This is a genomic window from Pusillimonas sp. DMV24BSW_D, assembly GCF_011388195.1.
GTDB classification, from domain to species: domain Bacteria; phylum Pseudomonadota; class Gammaproteobacteria; order Burkholderiales; family Burkholderiaceae_B; genus Neopusillimonas; species Neopusillimonas aestuarii.
In genome coordinates this window covers 659,836-679,380 of sequence record NZ_CP049990.1, presented here as the reverse complement: position 1 = coordinate 679,380, position 19,545 = coordinate 659,836, and the positions used below count along the sequence as shown (strand labels likewise).

The 19,545-nt window shown below is 54.5% G+C and carries 22 protein-coding genes; 17 read left to right on the top strand and 5 right to left on the bottom strand.

What is annotated here, in order from left to right; all coding sequences use genetic code 11:
* Window positions 1-21 precede the first annotated feature (21 nt).
* The 13 genes from G9Q38_RS03245 to G9Q38_RS03185 all read left to right on the top strand — a co-directional run bounded on the left by G9Q38_RS03245 (window position 22) and on the right by G9Q38_RS03185 (window position 11,866).
* A complete protein-coding gene (locus G9Q38_RS03245) occupies window positions 22-918 on the top strand; it encodes a branched-chain amino acid ABC transporter permease (RefSeq protein WP_166127748.1) in 897 nt (298 codons plus the stop codon).
* On the top strand, window positions 915-1,838 hold the full coding sequence (locus tag G9Q38_RS03240) for a branched-chain amino acid ABC transporter permease (protein WP_166127745.1): 924 nt from the start codon (window positions 915-917) through the stop codon (window positions 1,836-1,838). Before G9Q38_RS03245 ends, G9Q38_RS03240 begins: the two co-directional genes overlap by 4 nt.
* Window positions 1,835-2,563 carry an ABC transporter ATP-binding protein gene (locus tag G9Q38_RS03235; RefSeq protein ID WP_166127743.1) on the top strand — a complete coding sequence of 243 codons (729 nt, stop codon included), beginning with the start codon at window positions 1,835-1,837 and terminating at the stop codon, window positions 2,561-2,563. The genes G9Q38_RS03240 and G9Q38_RS03235 overlap by 4 nt, the downstream gene beginning before the upstream one ends.
* Window positions 2,560-3,276 (top strand): ABC transporter ATP-binding protein, encoded by a 717-nt coding sequence (locus G9Q38_RS03230; protein ID WP_205962335.1) that lies wholly within the window; start codon window positions 2,560-2,562, stop codon window positions 3,274-3,276. Before G9Q38_RS03235 ends, G9Q38_RS03230 begins: the two co-directional genes overlap by 4 nt.
* Before the next feature lie 32 nt (window positions 3,277-3,308).
* On the top strand, window positions 3,309-4,385 hold the full coding sequence (gene hppD, locus G9Q38_RS03225; RefSeq protein WP_166127740.1) for a 4-hydroxyphenylpyruvate dioxygenase: 1,077 nt from the start codon (window positions 3,309-3,311) through the stop codon (window positions 4,383-4,385).
* Window positions 4,386-4,592: 207 nt separating this feature from the next.
* Window positions 4,593-5,642 (top strand): gentisate 1,2-dioxygenase, encoded by a 1,050-nt coding sequence (gene gtdA, locus G9Q38_RS03220; protein WP_166127737.1) that lies wholly within the window; start codon window positions 4,593-4,595, stop codon window positions 5,640-5,642.
* Window positions 5,643-5,719: 77 nt separating this feature from the next.
* The gene (locus G9Q38_RS03215) at window positions 5,720-6,418 is read left to right on the top strand and encodes a fumarylacetoacetate hydrolase family protein (protein WP_166127735.1); all 699 of its coding nucleotides are present in this window, start codon (window positions 5,720-5,722) and stop codon (window positions 6,416-6,418) included.
* Between the two features lie 2 nt (window positions 6,419-6,420).
* A complete protein-coding gene (maiA, locus tag G9Q38_RS03210; RefSeq protein ID WP_119441931.1) occupies window positions 6,421-7,062 on the top strand; it encodes a maleylacetoacetate isomerase in 642 nt (213 codons plus the stop codon).
* Between the two features lie 37 nt (window positions 7,063-7,099).
* Complete coding sequence (locus G9Q38_RS03205) at window positions 7,100-8,299, top strand: 3-hydroxybenzoate 6-monooxygenase (RefSeq protein WP_119441930.1); 1,200 nt, start codon at window positions 7,100-7,102, stop codon at window positions 8,297-8,299.
* Between the two features lie 237 nt (window positions 8,300-8,536).
* Window positions 8,537-9,451 (top strand): branched-chain amino acid ABC transporter permease, encoded by a 915-nt coding sequence (locus G9Q38_RS03200; protein ID WP_166127732.1) that lies wholly within the window; start codon window positions 8,537-8,539, stop codon window positions 9,449-9,451.
* 6 nt (window positions 9,452-9,457) lie between these two features.
* Window positions 9,458-10,426 carry a branched-chain amino acid ABC transporter permease gene (locus G9Q38_RS03195; RefSeq protein ID WP_119441929.1) on the top strand — a complete coding sequence of 323 codons (969 nt, stop codon included), beginning with the start codon at window positions 9,458-9,460 and terminating at the stop codon, window positions 10,424-10,426.
* Window positions 10,419-11,168 carry an ABC transporter ATP-binding protein gene (locus G9Q38_RS03190; RefSeq protein ID WP_166127730.1) on the top strand — a complete coding sequence of 250 codons (750 nt, stop codon included), beginning with the start codon at window positions 10,419-10,421 and terminating at the stop codon, window positions 11,166-11,168. Before G9Q38_RS03195 ends, G9Q38_RS03190 begins: the two co-directional genes overlap by 8 nt.
* 2 nt (window positions 11,169-11,170) lie before the next feature.
* On the top strand, window positions 11,171-11,866 hold the full coding sequence (locus tag G9Q38_RS03185; RefSeq protein WP_166127727.1) for an ABC transporter ATP-binding protein: 696 nt from the start codon (window positions 11,171-11,173) through the stop codon (window positions 11,864-11,866).
* A 51-nt stretch (window positions 11,867-11,917) separates the two neighbouring features.
* Here the strand turns inward: G9Q38_RS03185 and G9Q38_RS03180 are convergent, their stop codons facing one another.
* The 4 genes from G9Q38_RS03180 to G9Q38_RS03165 form a co-directional block, all read right to left on the bottom strand.
* Entirely contained in the window at window positions 11,918-12,646 is a 729-nt protein-coding gene (locus tag G9Q38_RS03180; protein ID WP_166127724.1) for a GntR family transcriptional regulator, read from the bottom strand.
* Window positions 12,624-13,661 (bottom strand): carbon-nitrogen hydrolase family protein, encoded by a 1,038-nt coding sequence (locus tag G9Q38_RS03175; protein WP_114419056.1) that lies wholly within the window; start codon window positions 13,659-13,661, stop codon window positions 12,624-12,626. The genes G9Q38_RS03180 and G9Q38_RS03175 overlap by 23 nt, the downstream gene beginning before the upstream one ends.
* Window positions 13,662-13,664: 3 nt before the next feature.
* Entirely contained in the window at window positions 13,665-14,576 is a 912-nt protein-coding gene (locus tag G9Q38_RS03170) for a fumarylacetoacetate hydrolase family protein (RefSeq protein ID WP_119441925.1), read from the bottom strand.
* 82 nt (window positions 14,577-14,658) lie between these two features.
* Window positions 14,659-15,792 (bottom strand): cupin domain-containing protein, encoded by a 1,134-nt coding sequence (locus G9Q38_RS03165; RefSeq protein WP_166127721.1) that lies wholly within the window; start codon window positions 15,790-15,792, stop codon window positions 14,659-14,661.
* Window positions 15,793-15,883: 91 nt separating this feature from the next.
* On the opposite strand from G9Q38_RS03165, the gene G9Q38_RS03160 reads away from it, so the two are divergent.
* Window positions 15,884-16,834, top strand: coding sequence for a LysR family transcriptional regulator (locus tag G9Q38_RS03160; protein WP_166127718.1), 951 nt, complete (start codon window positions 15,884-15,886; stop codon window positions 16,832-16,834).
* Here the strand turns inward: G9Q38_RS03160 and G9Q38_RS03155 are convergent.
* The gene (locus G9Q38_RS03155; RefSeq protein WP_166127715.1) at window positions 16,813-17,694 is read right to left on the bottom strand and encodes a LysR substrate-binding domain-containing protein; all 882 of its coding nucleotides are present in this window, start codon (window positions 17,692-17,694) and stop codon (window positions 16,813-16,815) included. The two genes, G9Q38_RS03160 and G9Q38_RS03155, sit on opposite strands and share 22 nt — an antisense overlap.
* Window positions 17,695-17,825: 131 nt before the next feature.
* Here G9Q38_RS03155 and G9Q38_RS03150 point away from each other — a divergent pair, with 131 nt between their 5' ends.
* The 3 genes from G9Q38_RS03150 to rplX all read left to right on the top strand — a co-directional run bounded on the left by G9Q38_RS03150 (window position 17,826) and on the right by rplX (window position 19,544).
* The gene (locus G9Q38_RS03150; protein ID WP_119441921.1) at window positions 17,826-18,578 is read left to right on the top strand and encodes a maleate cis-trans isomerase family protein; all 753 of its coding nucleotides are present in this window, start codon (window positions 17,826-17,828) and stop codon (window positions 18,576-18,578) included.
* Between the two features lie 267 nt (window positions 18,579-18,845).
* Entirely contained in the window at window positions 18,846-19,214 is a 369-nt protein-coding gene (rplN, locus tag G9Q38_RS03145; RefSeq protein WP_093971124.1) for a 50S ribosomal protein L14, read from the top strand.
* A 9-nt stretch (window positions 19,215-19,223) separates the two neighbouring features.
* On the top strand, window positions 19,224-19,544 hold the full coding sequence (gene rplX, locus G9Q38_RS03140; RefSeq protein ID WP_114419062.1) for a 50S ribosomal protein L24: 321 nt from the start codon (window positions 19,224-19,226) through the stop codon (window positions 19,542-19,544).
* The last annotated feature ends 1 nt before the right edge of the window (window position 19,545 follow it).

The following is a 19,545-nucleotide window of genomic DNA, read 5'->3' as shown; positions in this document are numbered from 1 at the left end:
GAACACTGACAGGGGTGTTGCATGAGTTTCGTGGATGTGTTTTTGTCGCAGCAATTGCTGTTTGCCACGCTGGTAACAGGCGCCCTTTACGCGATTATCGCGTTAGGCCTGAATTTGGTTTATGGGACCATGCGCCTGCTTAATGTGGCGCACGGTGAATTGGTGATGGTGGGTGCGTACGTAGGCTATTGGCTGTTCAGCGTTTTTGGGCTGTCACCCTTGATCTCCACCGTGGTTGTCGCGGCCTTCAGTGCCATCGTTGGTGTGTTGCTCTACAAGTTTCTGTTGCGAGACATGTTGGTGCGTGTCGACCGCAGGGAGCGGCTTGAAGCGAACTCTTTGTTGCTGTTCTTTGGGCTTTCGTTGTTAATTCAAAACATCGTGGCTTGGGTGGAAACGGCAACCCCGCGCGCGTATCAATACATGGATCATGTGTATCGGTTCGGCGACCTGGCCATGACGGGAAACCGAATTATTGCCCTTCTGGTTGCGTTGGCGATATGCATCGGGGTCACACTCTTTCTGCGCTGGAGTGTTTTTGGCCTTGCTTTGCGCTCGGTGATTGAGCAGCCCGAGGCGGCCCGCATTGTAGGCGTGAATGTCGAGCAAGTGCATATTGTGAGTCTGACCTTGGGCTTTGCGTCGGCAGGTGTTGCAGGTGTGCTGTTAGGCATGATGGAGCAATTTTCTCCGTTTATCGGGTTCCCGCTGGCGATTGCGGCTTTTATCGTCGTGATTTTGGGTGGGCTGGGCAATATTCTGGGTGGTTTCTTGGCCGCCTTATTATTGGGGGCCATCGAAACCTATGGTGTGGCCTTGACGTCTCCTAATTTACGTTCAGTCTTGCTGTATGGGGTGTTCGTGGCAACACTTATGTTTCTGCCGCAGGGTTTATTTGCCAAAAGGGTCAGTCGATGAATGTCACCCTGAAAGAAATAGCGGTTTTTGTTTGTTTGATTCTGGCGTTTGCCGTTCTTCCCTTTCTTGCACAAGACTATGCAATTGGCGTGGGCTTGGCCATTCTGATGTGGTTGGCACTCACGCAAAGTTGGGCAGTGCTCTCCAGCATGACAGGCTACATATCGCTGGGCCAGGTTGTGTTTTACGGGATCGGCAGCTACGTCGTTGTGGTGACCTGGCAATGGATACCGCTCTGGCTGGCTTTGATCATGGCCGGTGCTATTAGTGCGCTGTTTGCGTTAATTGTGGGTTTACCGGTCATGCGGGTTCGAGGACCCTATTTTGTCATTCTTACGTTTGGCTTGGCTGAGTTGGTGAAGTATTCCCTGATGGCCATAGAGGCCAAAATGGGTATTTCCAGCCGCCTTTTGTTTGGTACACCGCCAATTGAAACCATTTACTGGATTGTATTAGTGCTGGCGGTGGCGTCGACCTTATTGCTGGAAACGGTCCATCGCTCTCCGTTTGGTCATGGGCTACGTTCGCTGCGTGAGAACGAAGAGGCGGCGGAAACACTCGGTGTGCCGGTAGCACGATACAAACTTATCGCTTTTATCTTGTCTGCCATTATTCCCGGCATGGTGGGTGGGATAATGGCGCTGCGTTCAAGCTATTTCGAGGCGACCCAGGCCTTCGACCCAATGATTTCTATTACCGTGATCGTCATGGCGATTTTAGGCGGGGGCGATAACGCGCGCGGCCCCCTGTTCGGGGTGATTTTCCTGGTTATCCTGTCTGAATTGCTTTGGACGAACGCGCCACAGTTTTACATGATTATCCTGGGTATTTTGTTGATCGTGTTTGTGGTGAAGTTACCGAATGGCTTGCTCGGTTGGTATCGTAATTATAAGCATCGGGCTCAAGGAGAAGGCTCATGAGCTTAATCCAGCTGGAGGGCGTGAGTAAGAACTTTGGGGGCCTAAGGGCGCTGGCTGAAATATCCATGACGGTTGATGAAGGGAAAATCCTGGGCATTATGGGGGCCAATGGGGCCGGCAAGACCACGTTGTTCAACGTGATTGCAGGGTATCTACCACCCACGACTGGAAATGTTCTTCTCGAGGGAAAGTCGTTGCTGGGGCTTCGCCCGGACCAGGTCTGCCGACGGGGCATTGCCCGTACATTCCAAATCGTTAAGCCATTTCAAAACCTGACGGTCATGGAGAACCTGCTGACGGCGGCGATGTTCGGTTCGGTTTTGATCCGTAATCGTCAACAGGCCGTTGCGCATTGCCAGATAGTCTTGAAAGACTTGGGGATGTTGAACCTGGCCGACACGCCGGCCCATGCGCTTACCTTGTCCAAGCAAAAGAAACTGGAGCTTGCCCGCGCGATCAGCACAGGTTGCAAGGTTGTCATGCTTGATGAGGTCATGGCAGGGCTGACCCCGCCCGAGGTCAGCGAGATGCTGGGCATTATTCGCGAACAACATCATTCCCGAAAGCTAACGATATTAATCATTGAGCATGTGATGCGTGCCCTGATGCAATTGTCGGATCGCATCGTGGTGCTACACCATGGAGAGCGCATCGCAATGGGCACGCCGCAGGAGATCGCGGACAACCCGCGTGTGCACGAGGTCTATTTCGGAGAACAGAAATGAGCACAGATATCCTGAGCCTGAAAGAAGTGGTGGGCGGCTATGGGGAAGTGCAAATTATCCATGGTGTTTCTCTGAACGTGCGTGAAGGCAGCGTAACGGCATTACTGGGTGCAAACGGTGCCGGTAAAACCACGATTATGTTGATGTTGGCGGGGGTGTTGCCGGTCACGCAGGGCGAAGTGCTATTCGATGGAAAAAGCATGGGTGCCCAACGCGGCCACCAGCGCGTCAACGCGGGGATGGTACTGGTGCCTGAAGGGCGGCGCGTTTTTCCTAACTTGTCGGTTGAAGAGAACCTGCGCCTGGGCGGTATCGTGCCGGCTGCGCGCCCTACCTGGAAGCAGCGTATAGAAGAGATGTATGAATTGTTTCCTCGGTTACGAGAGCGTCGTAATCAGGCGGCCGGCACGCTTTCCGGCGGGGAACAACAAATGCTGGCGATTGCGCGCGGCCTGATGGCGCGCCCCAAGTTATTGCTATTGGATGAGCCCACGTTGGGTTTGGCGCCGATTATGGCGCAGTTGGTTTTCGACACAATACGTTCCCTGAACAAGAACGGCCTTTCCATTTTGATTGCTGAGCAAGACACCCGCAATACATTGAATTTGGCCGATGAAGCTTACGTGGTGGAAAATGGGCGCATTACGCTCCACGGCAGCAGCGATAATCTGAAGAACGACCCCCGCGTTAAGGAGGCTTACCTGGGGTTGTAGTATCGTTGCAGTAAGCGTTTAAGGAGAACGACATGGCAGATCTTTTCGAAAACCCAATGGGTTTGATGGGGTTTGAGTTCGTTGAGTTCGCCTCACCGGAACCGAATGTGCTGGAACCGTTGTTTGAGAAGCTGGGCTTCACCAAAGTGGCCGTGCATCGTTCGAAAGATGTGGTGCTGTATCGCCAGGGCGGCATTAACTTCATTATTAACAAGGAGCCCAAAAGCCTGGCAGCGTATTTCGCCGCCGAACATGGGCCTTCTGCGTGCGGTATGGCTTTTCGGGTGAAAGACGCCCACAAAGCGTATAAGCGTGCATTGGAGCTGGGTGCTCAGGCCCTGGAAATTCCCACCGGCCCCATGGAGTTGCGACTACCTGCCATTAAAGGGATTGGCGGTGCGCCGCTTTATCTGATCGACCGTTTCACCGACGGCATGACGATTTACGATATCGACTTCGAGTTTATTGAGGGTGTGGCGCTTCACCCTGCCGGGCACGGCCTGAAAGTGATCGACCATCTAACGCATAACGTGTATCGGGGGCGCATGAGCTATTGGGCCGGGTTCTACGAGCGTCTGTTTAATTTCAGGGAAATTCGCTATTTCGACATCAAAGGTGAATACACCGGCTTAACGTCGCGCGCCATGACGGCACCCGATGGCAAGATCCGCATTCCGCTGAACGAAGAAGCCGGCGGGGGCGGGCAGATAGAAGAATTCCTGATGCAGTTCAACGGCGAGGGCATCCAGCATATTGCCTTGCTTACCGACGACCTTGTGGAAACGGTGGATCGCTTGCGCAATGCCGGCGTTAAGTTGATGAAGGCACCTCCCGCTACGTATTATGAAATGCTGAACGAGCGCCTGCCGGATCATGGGGAACCGGTGGAGGCGTTACAGGCACGCGGCATTTTGCTCGACGGCTCAACGGAAAAGGATGACAAACGCCTGCTGCTGCAAATCTTTTCAGAAACCGTGTTGGGGCCGGTGTTCTTTGAGTTTATTCAGCGTAAAGGCGATGAAGGCTTCGGCGAAGGAAATTTCAAGGCCCTGTTTGAATCGATTGAACGCGACCAGGTGCAGCGTGGGGTGGTGGGGAAGAAAAGCTGAGCGGAATAAGGCATCATCGTGTATGGGCGGCTCACGAAGAGATATAAAAAAACATATACCTCATACAAATATTTCATCGATAAACATATAACAAAGCACACAAATCCCACCTCAACCGACGTATATTCAGGGTATGGGAATTCGGAATAACCATCGACGTGGTTTTTCACCACTCCAGGTTTCCGATTCCGTATCAAGGAGATAGCCATGAATAGTCCGGTTGCGAACAAAGCCGAGCGCGAGGCTTACTACGCGCGGATCGACAAGAAAGACATGACTCCTTTATGGGAGTCATTGCATAGTTTGGTGCCGCAGTCGCCCACTACGGAGTGTGTACCGCATTTATGGCGTTACGACGCGGTTCGATCCGACATTATGGAGTCGGGTGAACTGATTACCGCCGAGGAGGCGGTGCGGCGTGTGCTGATTCTTGAAAACCCCGGTTTGCGGGGCCAGGCTTCGATTACTCCCACACTGTATGCCGGCCTGCAACTGATTCTGCCTGGCGAAGTGGCGCCCAGCCACCGCCACGTGCAGTCGGCCTTGCGTTTTATTGTGGAAGGCAAAGGGGCGTACACGGCGGTGAACGGCGAGCGCACCACCATGCATCCCGGTGACTTCATTATTACGCCCACCTGGACCTGGCACGATCATGGTAACGCAGCGGTGGCCGATGGTGGTGAGCCGGTGGTGTGGCTCGACGGTCTGGATATTCCCTTCATTCGTATGATGGGCACGGGCTTTGCCGAGAACTACCCCGAGGCGGTGCAGCCGATTGCCCGGCCTGAAGGCGATAGTTATGCGCGGTACGGCTATAACATGTTGCCGGTGCACTACGAGGTAAACGGCAAGACATCGCCTATTTTCAATTACCCCTACGAGCGCACGCGTGAGGCCTTGTATCAGTTACAGCGTCACGGCGAAATAGACGAATACGACGGCATCAAGTTGCGCTACGTGAATCCGGCGACAGGCGGCTTTGCCATGCCCACCATGGCCACCTTCATGCAGCTGTTGCCCAAGGGGTTTAAAGGGAAGGCGTATCGCACTACCGACGCCACGGTGTTCAGTGTCGTAGAGGGTACCGGCAAAGCATATATTGGTGATAAGGTGTTTGAGTTCACGCCGCGTGATGTATTCGTTGTGCCTTCCTGGCACAAAGTGCATTTTGAAGTACAGGAAGAGGCCGTTTTGTTCAGCTATTCCGACCGCCCGATTCAAGTTGCACTGGGTTTGTTGCGTGAGGAGCGCCTGTAAACCTTTTTTTAAGCAAAATACGCGCGGTTTGGTTTAACCAATTCAATTTTATTAATCGAAATAAAGAGAGACCCATTATGTCTTATGTTGTGAAAGCACCTGAAGTTGTTGGCGTGCCGGTTGTCGGCACCACTGAGCAGTTCCCGGTTCGCCGCGTGTATTGCGTGGGCCGTAACTATGCCGCCCATGCCCGCGAAATGGGCTTCGACCCCGATCGTGAACCGCCCTTCTTTTTCTGCAAGCCTACCGATTCCGTAAAGCCGGTAGCGTACGGCGACACGCTGGAAGTGCCTTATCCGTCGGAAACCGAGAACTATCATTACGAAATTGAATTGGTGGCGGCGATCGGCAAAGCCGGCTCCAATATTAGCGAAGCCGATGCGTTGTCGCACGTATGGGGCTACGCGGTAGGTTTGGATATGACGCGTCGCGACCTGCAAATGAAAATGCGTGAAATGGGTCGTCCGTGGGAAATCGGTAAGGCTTTCGACGACAGTGCGCCTATTGGGCCCATGCATCCGGCTGGCACGGTAAACAATCTGGAACAAGCTGAAATTGCCTTGAAAGTAAACGGTGAGTTCAAGCAGAAAAGCACCATCGACAAGCTCATCTGGAATGTGGCCGAAACGGTGAGCTATTTGTCGCGTTACTTCCGGCTGGAAGAAGGCGATCTGATTTACACAGGCACGCCTGAAGGTGTGGGCCCGGTTGTAAAAGGTGACCTCATGGAAGGCAGCGTTGAGGGCTTGGGAACCATTGCTGTAAAGGTGGTGTAAATATGGACTTCTACAGTTTTTTCAACAGTTCCACGTCCTACCGTATTCGCATTGTGCTGGCGTTGAAAAAAGTGGATTTCAACCTGAATCCGGTGAATATCCGGGTCATGGAGCACAAGGCGGAAGATTACGTTCGCAAGAATCCCGCCGCCAATGTGCCCTTGCTGGTTGACGATAACGGGTTCGAGCTGGGTCAATCGATGGCCATTGCCGATTATCTCGATGCGCGTTTTCCCGAGCCACGCCTGATTCCTGAAGATCTGGAAAAGCGGGCGCGCGTACTCGAGGTGGCGAATCTTATTTCCTGCGATATGCATCCGCTGAACAATTTGCGTGTTCTGCGCTATTTGGTGAAAGAGCTGGGCGTGAGCGAAGAGCAAAAGAACGCTTGGTATCACCACTGGATTGCCGAGGGGTTCAAGTCGCTGGAAGCCTTGTTGGAGCGTGCTGATTCAGGCAACTACTGCTTTGATAATCAGGTTTCGCTGGCGGATTGCTGCCTGGTGCCGCAGGTGGCCAATGCCGCGCGCATGAAGTGTGACCTCACACCGTATCCACGTGTGCTGAGAGTCTACGAGCATTGCACATCGCTGCCCGAATTCAAGGCAGCCGCGCCGGCCGTCCAGCCCGATTATCAACCGTAACCAAGCGGTTAATTGAAAGTACAGAGGTAAGGAAACCATGTCAAAACCAGCACAACAGAAAGTCATTATTGTGGGTGGTGGAATTGGTGGGTTGGCGGCAGCGTTGTCGCTCACCCGTCAGGGTATCGAAGTGTTGTTGCTTGAGCAGGCTGATGAAATTGGCGAAATTGGTGCCGGTATTCAGCTCGGCCCCAACGCGTTTGCCGCTCTCGACGCCTTGGGCGTGGGGCAGGTGGCGCGCGAGCGCGCCGTATTCACAGACCATATCACCATGATGGACGCTATTGACGCAACGGAAGTGGTGCGTGTGGAAACCGGCGAGCGTTTCCGTGAAAAATTTGGCGGCCCCTACGCGGTCATTCACCGCGCTGATATTCACCTGTCTATTCTGGAGGCGGTACAAGACAACCCTCTTATCACGTTCAAAACGTCTACCCACGTTGAAGATGTCAAAATCAACAAAGACGGCGTAGAGGTGAAGGACACCCAAGGTCAGGTGTACAAAGCCGATGCCCTTATCGGCTGCGACGGCGTGAAGTCGGTAGTGCGTGCGAAAACGATTGGTGCGCAGCACCGCGTAACGGGTCATGTGGTGTACCGCGCTGTGGTCGACCGGGAAAACATGCCGGAAGACTTGTGCATTAACGCACCGGTACTGTGGGCCGGCCCGCGTTGCCATTTGGTGCATTACCCCTTGCGTGCAGGCGCTCAATACAACCTGGTGGTGACATTCCATAGCCGCGAGCAGGAAGAATGGGGTGTGCGGGAAGGCAGCAAGGAAGAAGTGTTGTCTTACTTCGACGGTATTCATCCACGTCCTGCGCAAATGCTCGACCGCCCCACTTCGTGGCGTCGTTGGGCGACAGCCGACGCCGATCCAGTGGAGTCGTGGAGCATGGGCCGCTGTACCTTATTGGGCGATTCGGCTCATCCCATGACGCAATATATGGCGCAAGGTGCGTGTATGGCGCTGGAAGATGCCGTTACCCTGGGTGAGGCGGTGGCGCGCAGCGACGGCGATTTCGAAGCGGCGTTCAAATTGTATGAGTCGATTCGCGTACCGCGCACAGCGCGCGTGGTGTGGTCGACCCGTGAGATGGGGCTTATTTATCACGCCAAAGGCGTGGAGCGCCAGGTGCGCAATCTGCTCTGGAAAGGGAAGTCACAAGAGCAGTTTTATACGCAACTGGAATGGTTGTACGGTTGGAAAAAAGAAAATTGCCTCGAACCGCGATAACGCTGAGGCCCCGCGACCTTGTCTGACAAAGGCTTGGGCAAAGAGGCAACTTGCAAGGAACTAGGGATAATTCCCAATATTGGCGCCCCGAGAAAAGCTTGAAGGTTAAAGCATTTCTGTATAAAGTAGAGAAAATTTCTAAAACTCTGCGGCAGTACGAAAATGTCGTGAACCATCCTCAGGCGTCGTCCGGTGGCGTCAGGTTCACAGTGCTGTCGGTGTCACTGGAAGGTTCCCATGTTCTTGTTCATCGAGCAGGCTTTGAACGGCCTGCAATACAGTGCCCTGCTGTTCCTGCTGTCGGCGGGCCTGACGCTGATTTTCGGCATTATGAATGTCGTGAATCTGGCACATGGCTCGTTTTATATGGTGGGGGCGTTTAGTGCGGCGTCTGCGGTTGCCCTAACGGGCTCGTTTTTCGCCGGTGCACTTGCCGCCGTGGTCAGTGCGGGGGTATACGGCCTGATTGTTGAGCGTTTAATTATCAGCAAACTCTACCAGCGCGACCACCTCGATCAGGTTTTGGCGACGCTGGGGGTCATTTTCTTTACCAATGCGTTGGTCACGCTGGTGTTTGGTCGCAGCCCTCCTTATATGGATATTCCGCCCATTTTCGCGGGCTCGGTTGAAATTATTCCGGGGTTGAATTATCCCGTTATGCGTCTGGCGTTTATTGGGGCCGGCATTATTGTGGCACTGGGTTTGTGGTATCTCATTTCCCGAACCCGGGTCGGCATGCTGGTGCGGGCCGGGGCCGATGACAGCGACATTGTTGAAGCCCTTGGTATCAACATCCGTCGCCTGTTTCTATTGGTTTTCGGGCTGGGCGCATTGCTGTGTGGTTTTGCCGGGGTCATGAGCGCCCCTTTGCTGGCGATTGAAATCGGCATGGGCGAGGGCATTCTCATTACTACTTTTGTCGTCATTATTGTGGGTGGTGTGGGGTCTGTGCGCGGGGCGCTGGTGGGCTCCTTGTTGGTGGGTTTAACCGACTCTCTGGGGCGGGCTTATATCCCCATCTGGATGTCACAAATTTTGCCGCCCACGGCGGCGGGGTCGGTGAGCGCCAGCCTGGTTTCGGCCAGTATCTACATTCTTATGGCCATCGTTCTGCTGCTCAAGCCGCGCGGCCTGCTTCCAGCTCAAAGGTAGTGAACAATGACTCGCAAATATATTGTTGTTGGATTAATTTTTGCCCTGCTCTTGCTGGTGCCGCCTATCGCGAATGTCACTGATGACAGCTTTTTGGTCAGCATGGTGACGCGGTTCGTTATTTACGCGTTGGCCGCGGTAAGCCTTGACCTGGTGTTGGGGTATGGTGCACTCATCAGTTTTGGCCATGCGGCGTTCTTCGGGCTGGGCGGTTATGTGGTTTCGATCATCGGCTTTCATATGGACATGGTCGACCCCTTGTTCGGCTTTATGGAAACCAATTCTGCGTTGATTATCTGGCCGTTGGCCATGCTGGTCACTGCGGGGCTGGGCCTGCTTATTGGTGTGCTTTCGCTGCGCACCAGCGGGGTGCAGTTCATTATGATTACGCTGGCTTTTGCTCAGATGCTGTACTTTGTGCTGGTGGGTCTGGTGCAGTATGGCGGCGACGACGGCATGTTGATTACCTACCGCAACGAACTGCCCTTTATCGACCTGGAAAACGATACGGTGTTTTATTACTTGTGTGTCTTTTTCCTTATTGTTTGGGTTTGGTTTTGCCGCCGTTTGGTGAATTCGCCCTTCGGGATGGTGTTGCGCGGTTTTAAACAGAACGAACGACGCAATGTGAACCTGGGCTATGCGCCCATGCGATACAAGCTTACCGCCTTTGTTATTTCGGCTGCCGGTACCGGTCTGGCGGGGGCGCTCTGGGCGAATTATGCTTTGTACGCCAGCCCCGACATGGCCTCCTGGTTGAAATCGGGTGAGCTCATGGCCATGATTGTCCTCGGGGGGATGGGCAGTATCTTTGGGCCTATTATTGGGTCGGCCGTGTACATTGGGCTTGAGCAGGTTCTTGCCGCCTGGACGGAAAACTGGTTGTTGTTCCTTGGGCCTATTCTGATTCTCGTGGTGCTGTTCAGCCGCCGCGGTATTTTTGGCTGGCTGGTTGGAGGTCGCCACTATGACTGATAAAACACCCAAACTTGAATTGCGCGATTTATGTAAGTCGTTCGGTGCACTGACTGCAACCGACCACGTTAATCTCACGGTTCATTCCGACGAAATCCACGCACTGATCGGGCCGAACGGTGCGGGTAAAACTACGCTTATTTCCCAAATCAGCGGCGAACTGATGCCCGATTCGGGCCAAATTCTGCTTGATGGCAACGACATCACCCGGGTGCCGGCACACAACCGGGCTGCGGTGGGCTTGGCACGGTCTTTCCAAATCAGTCAGCTTTACAAAGAGTTCACGGTGGAAGACAACGTGGCCATGGCGGTGCAGGCGCATACAAGCAAACGCTTCAATATGTGGCTCGACGCCCGTAAAGATGCCGAATTGCGAAAGCCCGCCTACGAGGCGCTGCGCAAAGTGGGCTTGGAGCACCGTTCCAACGAATTGGTTTCGTCACTGGCGCATGGCGAAAAACGTCAGCTTGAATTGGCGATTGCGTTGTCATTGAATGCACCGGTGCTGTTGCTCGACGAGCCCATGGCTGGGCTGGGTGCGGAAGAGTCCAAACTCATGAAAGACATCCTGCTCGATCTAAAAGGTCAGTACGCCATGTTGCTGGTAGAGCACGATATGGACATTGTCTTCGCCGTGGCCGACCGGGTAACTGTGCTGGTTTATGGCCAAACCATTTTTACCGGCACCCCCGACGAGGTGCGTGAGCATCCGGAAGTGCGCGAAGCTTATCTGGGAAATTAATAATGCTGAAAGCTGAGAAGATCGAATCAGGTTACGCCGAAAGCAAGGTACTGTTTGGCCTCAACCTGGAAATCCCCGACAAAAGCGTGGCGTCGCTTATTGGGCGCAACGGCATGGGTAAAACCACCACGGTACGCACTTTGATGGGCATGTTGCCGCTGCAGGCCGGTTCCATTACGTTCGATGGGCAGGTGGTGAATGGTTTTCGTCCCCACAAAATGGCGCGCTTGGGGTGTGGCCTGGTGCCGGAAGGGCGCCATGTATTTCCGTCGCTGACGGTTTATGAAAATCTGTATGCCACAGCGCGCAACGATCACCAAGGGCCGTGGTCGCTTGATACGGTATATGAGCTGTTTCCCCGGTTGCATGAGCGCCGAAATCAGTCGGCCCGTACGCTGTCGGGTGGTGAGCAGCAAATGCTGGCCATTGGTCGCGCACTCATGACCAACCCGCGTTTGTTGATTCTGGATGAGGCGACCGAAGGCCTTGCGCCGGTCATTCGTCAGGAAATTTGGGCCTGCCTGCGGCGATTGAAAGAGCAGGGTCAAACCATTTTGCTGATCGACAAAAACCTGAAAGAAATGCACGACTTTGTTGATCAACACTACATGATTGAAAAAGGCCGTATTGTGTGGAATGGCTCGTCCGACGAACTCATGGCGCAACCCGAGTTGGTTGATCAGTATCTGGGTGTTTGATGAAGCGTAAGCCGGGCTGCGCACGCCTATATGTCATCTGCTGACCGGCTTTCAGGTTTTGACTTGGCCTGTTGGTGCCAACGATACTTCAATGAGCTCTGCGGTTTTGCGGTAGTGTGCTTCCAGCAGTGCCACCGCGTTGGCGGTATCGCGGCTAAGCGTGGCGTCGACCAGGTCGCGGTGCTCTTTGGAGACATCGCGGGGCGCATTGGTGCGAAACAAATTAACCAGCATGGGCCGGCGGTAACGTTCCGTTTGCACGTAAAGCGTCATGGAGAAGTCCAGCAACCAACGTGAGTCGCAGGCCGCAATTAAGGCCTGGTGCAGCGCCAAATGGCGCTGTTCCACTTGGTCGTAATGGGCCTCGAAAGCGTCGTCGGACACGGGTTGGCGCGTAATCCACGATAGCGTGTGAAGGCAACCCACAATATGGGCTTCCCATTCGGCGTTGCCGCGCTCAATTGAGCGACCCAAAGCATCGCAATCGATCAGAATGCGGGTGCGCATGGAGTCGTGCATTTCCTTAAGCGACAAAGTCGCCACCCGAAAGCCCTTCAGCGCCTCAGACTCCACCAGCCGTTCACTGTGTAGCCTGTTCAGTGCTTCGCGTAAGGGGGAAAAGCTCAGCTCGTAACGTGCTTTCAGGAACTCAAGCCTTAACGCACGTCCTGGCTCGAGCGTTCCTGAAATAATGTCGCGCTTGATGGCGCGATAGGCCTGTTCGGCCAGTGTTGACGTTTTCTGTACGGCGGCAGCTTCAGGCGCGGCGATCTGATTCATGACTATTTCCGCTTATTTCGTCGGGTTCGTAGTCGAATGATTCCTGCGCCGGCGTATCGATAAACTGGGCCGATTGCTGCGGCAGGCGGTTCACCCGCAAATCAAAAATATCGAAGCGGTTGTAATGCCCGACGATGTCGTGCATTTGCCGTGGCTGAATGCATTTCGACAAATCGATATCGGCATACACAATCCCTTCTTTGTCGATAAGCGGTTTACCAATAACGCGGCCGTCAGGGCCAATTACGCCGGAAAACGCGCTGTTCTTACGACGCAGCATTTTTTCCGCCTGAGGGTGGGTACTGCGGAAGGCTTGAATGATTTCATCGGACACGGTGGAACACGACACTACGGTGTATACCTTGCCTTCAAATGAGTGTGCCATGGCGCGTACCTTGATGGCCTCCGACATATCGTAGTCGGGCGGCGCCACCGGCAAGGAAATATAGCTGGCCACGTGCAGGAGCTCGCCTTGTGCCAGCAGGCTGAAGCGTGCCAGGGTGTTGGTGTTCTCACCGCAGGCCAGCCCCCCCAGTTTGCCGATGGCTGTGTCGTACACGCGTAAAGACGCACCATCGCCATTGGCCCACGTGAGTTTTTCGGCCCATGTGGGAATCAGTTTGCGATGGCGGCCCAGAATTTTGCCGTCCGGCCCAATGAAAACCAGCGTGTTGTATATCGTGCCGATACCGTTGCGGTTGCGCTCGTTCACACCCACCACGACGTGAACGCCGTTGGCTTTGGCTGCTTGCGCAACGCGATGGATCTCCGGGCCGGGAATTTCAATGGCGCTGCGCGCCAGTTTCTCGAACCAGGGGCTACCTTCCACCGGCGACATAAACCAGTTCCAGTAAGGGTAGCCGGCGATGAACACTTCCGGGAATGCGACCAGTTGCGCACCTTTGTTGGCCGCCTCTTTAATGAGGTGGCAAACTTTCTCTACGGTGGCGTCGGTATCCAGAAACACGGGAGCGGCTTGAACGGCCGCCACTTTGCATTGGGGCAGATTGAGCATAATTTACACCGCGACGATAGGGTTGCGAATGGAGCCGATACCTTCAACGTGGGCTTCAATAACGTCGCCCGGCCAGAGCCATTCTTGCGGATCACGGCCGGCGCCCACGCCTGATGGTGTACCGGTTGCAATGATGTCACCCGGCTCCAGCGTAATGCCCTGGCTGATGTCGGATACCAGTGTCTTCACGTTGAACAGCATGAACTTGGTGTTGGAGTCTTGCTTGGTTTCGCCGTTTTTCGTCAGCCACAGATTCAGCGCTTGCGGGTCGGGAATTTCGTCGGCGGTGACAATGCAAGGGCCGAATGGCGCGTAGGTGTCCATGCCTTTGGAGTAAATCCATTGGCCGGCGCGGCGGTTGTCGCGCGCGCTAATGTCGACCATGACGCTATAGCCGAATACATAATTTAAGGCGTCTTCTTCGGAAACCCGCTTGGCCCGCGTGCCGATAATGGCGGCCAGCTCGACTTCCCAGTCCATTTGTTGGGTAATTTTTGCATTGTGTTCAACGGCGTCGTCGGGGCCGATGACGCAGGTGGGCGGTTTCGAGAAAATAACCGGTTGCTTGGGCAGGTCGGCCGAAGTGTCGAGCGAACGGCTGGACTCTTCCACGTGCTCAACGTAGTTCAAACCGATGCCGAAAATGTTTTTGCGTGGGCGGGGAATAGGTGCCAGCAGTTTTACGTTCTGCAGCGGCTGGGTAACGCCTACCGGCCAGTCATCGCGAAAGCTGTTCAGCAACTCGGTGGTGGTTTCAATGGCGTTGGGGCCCAGATCAATGAAGTCGAGCATGTCGCAGGGCATATCGTAGCCGGCAGCGTCGCCCAGCCATTGAATATCGACAACCAGGTTGTCAACCAGCGCGCCCAGGCGTGCTTCTTCCAGAACATTGCGACGATAGGTCACTAAACGCATGAATAATCCTTTTCTTAAGCTAAAAAATAATAGGAGACGGCACCTTCGGAAAAACGGTGCCGACCGGTTTCAGGTTTTCGAATTAATCGAGAATGGGCTGATGACCGCCATTTTCTTTCAGTGCCTCTTCGCGATACAGGCCCAGTGATTTCATCACGGGTAAGTCGTTGAAGCAGAACAGGCAGGCATCTTCCGATTCGCTGGCATTGGCATGTTCGTGCAGCATCCACGACGGCACACAGAAAATATCGCGTTCCTGCCAGTCGAAGCGTTTGCCGTTAATAATGGAATAACCTTTGCCTTTGGCCACCTGGTAGATATAGCTGCCGGTGTGGCGGTGCGCTTTGGTGTGTTCACCCGGGCGCAGCATTTGCATGCTGGCGCCAATGGTTTGCATGACGGGGCCGCCTGTTTTCGGGTTCACGTAATTCATGAGGACGCCGTCGTACGGTGAGCCGTCGGTGACTTTGGCGTAATTGGAAAGGGCTTCGTAAGTGGGCGCCCATTCGTACTTCAGCAATGGCGAGTAAGCATGAGCCCATTTGTCGTCGGCGGGTACCAGGCCGGTACCGCCCCAAGTGGCGGTGCTGTCGTCAACCGGGTAGGTGACCGCTTGTTGAAGGTCGGGGTGCACCACATAGAAGTTGGCTTCCAGCGCATTCATAAGCGGGATGTCCAGGCCGTCTTGCCAGATGCAAGGGGTGCCGTCTTCGCTCACGCCGTGTTCGTGCCAGGTGCCATTTGGGGTAAGCACGAAGTCATTCGCGCCGAGTGTCATTTTGTGGCCGTCGACAATCGTGTAAGCGCCGCTGCCTTCCATAATAAAGCGTAGAGCGCTGGCCGAATGCGCGTGTGCAGAGGCGAGTTCGCCCGGGTGCATCACCTGCAGGCCGGAATAGAGCCAGCCCACTGCCGCGGCCACATCCTGGCGCCCGGGGTTGTTCAGGTAAATGACGCGCCGGCCGGCCTTTTCAGGGGAAACCAGGTCGACCGAGCGCAAAACGTGTTCACGCAAGTCGCGGTAGCGCCAAATAACGGGCTCCGATGACGATTGCGGAAACCAGGGTTCGATTTTATTGGCGACAGTCCAGAGGGCTGCTGTATTTAAGCGATCCAGTTCGTCATAATAGTGAAGCAGTTCAGGCGTGTCTTCAACATTGGCGCGTCCGAGAACGTCTTCCCGGAAGTTGTTGTGTTCACGTGCGGCAGATTTCATGGGTGCCTCCAGCAAGAGGATTTTATAAAATATGAGCAATTTTCGAAGACTTTACCGTTTTTGATTCGCTGAGACAAGGGTTTTCTCTGCCATGGCAACCGACTGGACCGACCGCATCCGTTTGCGCAACCTGCGTTTTTTGCTCAGTTTGGCGCAAACGCGCAACCTCAGTCATTCTGCAACCGTGTTGAACACGACTCAGCCGGCCTTATCGAAATGGCTGCGCGATCTGGAAACGGATATTGGCTTGACGCTGTTCGAGCGTCACGCGCGGGGGTTGACGCCAACCGAACATGGTTGGGTGTTAATTGAGCATGCCCGTCGGGTTGAGGCGCAATTGAACCGGGCGGTGGATGATATGGCGTTGCTGCGTGAAGGAGGCGCAGGTCGCGTAGTGGTTGGTGCGTCGGGGGCGGCGGCCTCTGAAACGGCGCCGCGCGCGATTCTGGCAATGGCGCAGCTGATGCCCGAGCTGCGTATCGATCTGGTGGAAGGCACCATGGATCGCCTGCTCACACAATTGGCGCAGGGCGATCTGGATCTGGTCATCGGCCGAACCGCGCAGAAAACCATTGATCACACACTGATTCGCTCGGAACTACTCTATACCGAGCCCGTGGTGTTGGTGGCGCGCCCGGGGCACCCGTTGTTCGGGCACGAAGAAATCGGCTGGGACGATGTGTTGCGTTATCGCTGGATCGTGTGGCCGCGTCAAACGCCGGTGCGTAACGCGCTTGAGGCGGCATTGGCGAATGCGGGGCGTGTATTGCCCTCTAACTATATAGAGTCAAACTCAGTCATTGCCAATGTCACGCTACTGAACCATAGTGACATTATTGGAACGGCCTCGTACCGGACCACATTGATGCTGAACCGGATGAAGCTGCTGCGCATTTTGCCGGTCGACTTGAAAGGCTTTGGGTCTGTGTCCATGTATTGGCGCCGCGACGAAATTTTCCCCCGCTCAATTGAGTGTGCATTGGACTGTATGCGGGAGGCCGCTCGCGAGTATGACGACACCTACGACGACACATTCGACTGAAGCAGTTCCAGAACAGTATCGATTGCCGCTTTCCGGTGGTCTTTTCGGATGACCGCATGCACATGGGCCTGAAGGTTGGGGTGTGCAAGTGGGCTAAAGTGCAGCGTGTTCGGCTGGTAGTTTCGGGTGGATGATGGAACCACGGCAACTCCCAGCCCCGCGCTCACCAGGCTAAGTTGGGCCGGCACCTCTGCAACCGTGTGGGTAACCCGGGGTGTGAAGCCGTCGGCGATACACGCGTTGAACAATTTTTCGGCGAATCGTGACGTTTCGCGCCGCAGCATAATGAAGCGCTCATCGGTCAGTTGCGGCAGCTGAATCGCAGCGTGCTGAGCCAATGGGTGCTTTTTGGGCATGGCCACCAGTAGCGGATCGGGCCATAACAGACGGCTGCACAGGAATTCGTCGTCGACCGACTGACGCGAAATGCTGATGTCGATGCGCTGCTCACGCAAGGCGTCGATTTGGTCGTTGGGAGCCATTTCGTTCAGCACCACATCGATCTCGGGATGCGATTGCGCCAAGTCGCTGATAAACTGGGGCAAGGGTCCCAGGAAATGGGAACCTGAAAGTCCGATTTCCACCCGGCCGGCCAGCCCGCTGTGTATATTTTGCACACGCTGCACCGCGTCTTTCAGGCGACTTTGCACAGTGCGCACATCTTGCAGGAAGGCGGCGCCGGCATCGGTGAGCTCCACTTTTCGGCTGTTGCGGTAAAACAGTTTCACGCCCAGCTCTTCTTCCAGCTGTGCAATTTGAGCGCTAAGCGGGGGCTGGGAAATGTGCAAACGTTCGGCGGCGCGGGTAAAGTTCAGTTCCTCTGCCAGCGCGGTGAAGTAGCGTAATTGGCGAAATTCCATGTGGGCGGGTAAGGTTCAAGTGCCGCGTTTATAGGTAAAACATGGTACGCAAGACGAAATGAATATTGGTTTAATCGCCCGGAATCGGCGATGATGAAACAGACTTAACTCATTATATAAGGTGAACTTCAATGTCACGTAACTATCGTATCGGCCAAATTGTGCCCAGTTCCAACACGACAATGGAAACGGAAATTCCGCTCATGCTGCGCAGCCGTGAAGCGCATTTCCCCGAGCGTTTTACGTTTCATTCCAGCCGCATGCGGATGAAAAAAGTTACCAAGGAAGAGCTCGAAGCCATGGATCGCGACTCCGATCGTTGCGCCCTCGAGTTGTCTGATGCCCGTGTCGACGTACTTGGTTATGCCTGCCTGGTGGCCATTATGAGCATGGGTTTGGGCTATCACCGCCAGTCGGAAAAGCGTTTGCATGAAGCCACCGTTGCAAACGGTGGGGCCGCTCCGGTTGTTTCCAGCGCAGGTGCATTGGTTGAGGGCCTGAAAGTGATGGGCGCGAAGAAAGTTTCTATTCTTACGCCTTATATGAAGCCGCTAACACAATTGGTGGTCGATTACATCGAAAACGAAGGAATAGAAGTGCACGATGCGGTTTCCCTGGAAATTCCCGACAACCTGGAAGTGGGTCGTCAGGATCCGTTGGCGCCGGCCGAGCATGTCAAGAAGGTGAACACCTCGGGCGTCGATGCGGTGGTGTTGTCGGCTTGCGTACAAATGCCGTCGTTCCAATCGGTGCAGCAAGTTGAAGACCGTCTGGGCCTGCCTGTGACTACCGCAGCGATCAGCACGGTGTATCAGATGCTGAAAGTGCTTGAACTGGAACGCAAAGTGCCAAACGCAGGCGCATTATTGTCGGGCAAATATTAAACTTTGGGGTGCCCCTGATCCATTCCGGGGCCCCGGCCCAAACAGCGCTGCGCGTCTGGTCGCAGCGCTGTTTTAAATTCAGAAATAGTCCTTGCGTAATTTTCATTAACGGTTTATACTAGAAAACTTGCTGAATCAAATCGGCAAGAACTCGTTATTAGGCAAGATTTCAACCCAGGGTTCATTTTGAACCTGACGGGACCAAAACTGATTAGGTTTTTCGTCAATTGTTGGCAAAAACGTAATTAAGTTGGCACAGGAACAATCATGATACAAATGCAGACCACGCTGGACGTGGCCGATAACACGGGTGCACGCTCTGTCATGTGCATCAAGGTGTTGGGCGGCTCCAAGCGCCGTTATGCCGCTATTGGCGACGTTATCAAAGTCAGCGTCAAAGAAGCGGCTCCGCGCGGACGCGTCAAGAAAGGCGAAATTTATAACGCTGTGGTGGTTCGTACCGCCAAGGGCGTACGTCGTAAAGACGGCTCGTTGATCAAGTTTGGCGGCAACGCCGCAGTATTGCTCAATGCCAAGCTGGAACCCATCGGCACCCGCATCTTCGGTCCTGTTACGCGCGAATTGCGTACAGAGAAGTTCATGAAGATCGTGTCGCTGGCCCCAGAAGTGCTGTAAGGAGCGATCATGGAAAAAATTCGTAAAGGCGACGAAGTCATTGTTTTGACCGGTCGCGACAAAAAGCGTCGTGGCACCGTACTTCAGCGCATTGATGCCGACCACGTTCTGGTTGAAGGCATTAACGTCGTTAAGAAGCATGTCAAGCCTAACCCCATGGCGGGTTCCCAGGGCGGCATCATCGACAAAACCATGCCCATTCACATTTCGAATGTGGCTATTTACAACCCCGAAAGCGGCAAGGCCGATCGCGTTGGTGTAAAAGATGTCGATGGCCGCAAAGTTCGTGTTTTTCGTTCCAGCGGCGCAGTCGTTGGCGCTAAAGCGTAAG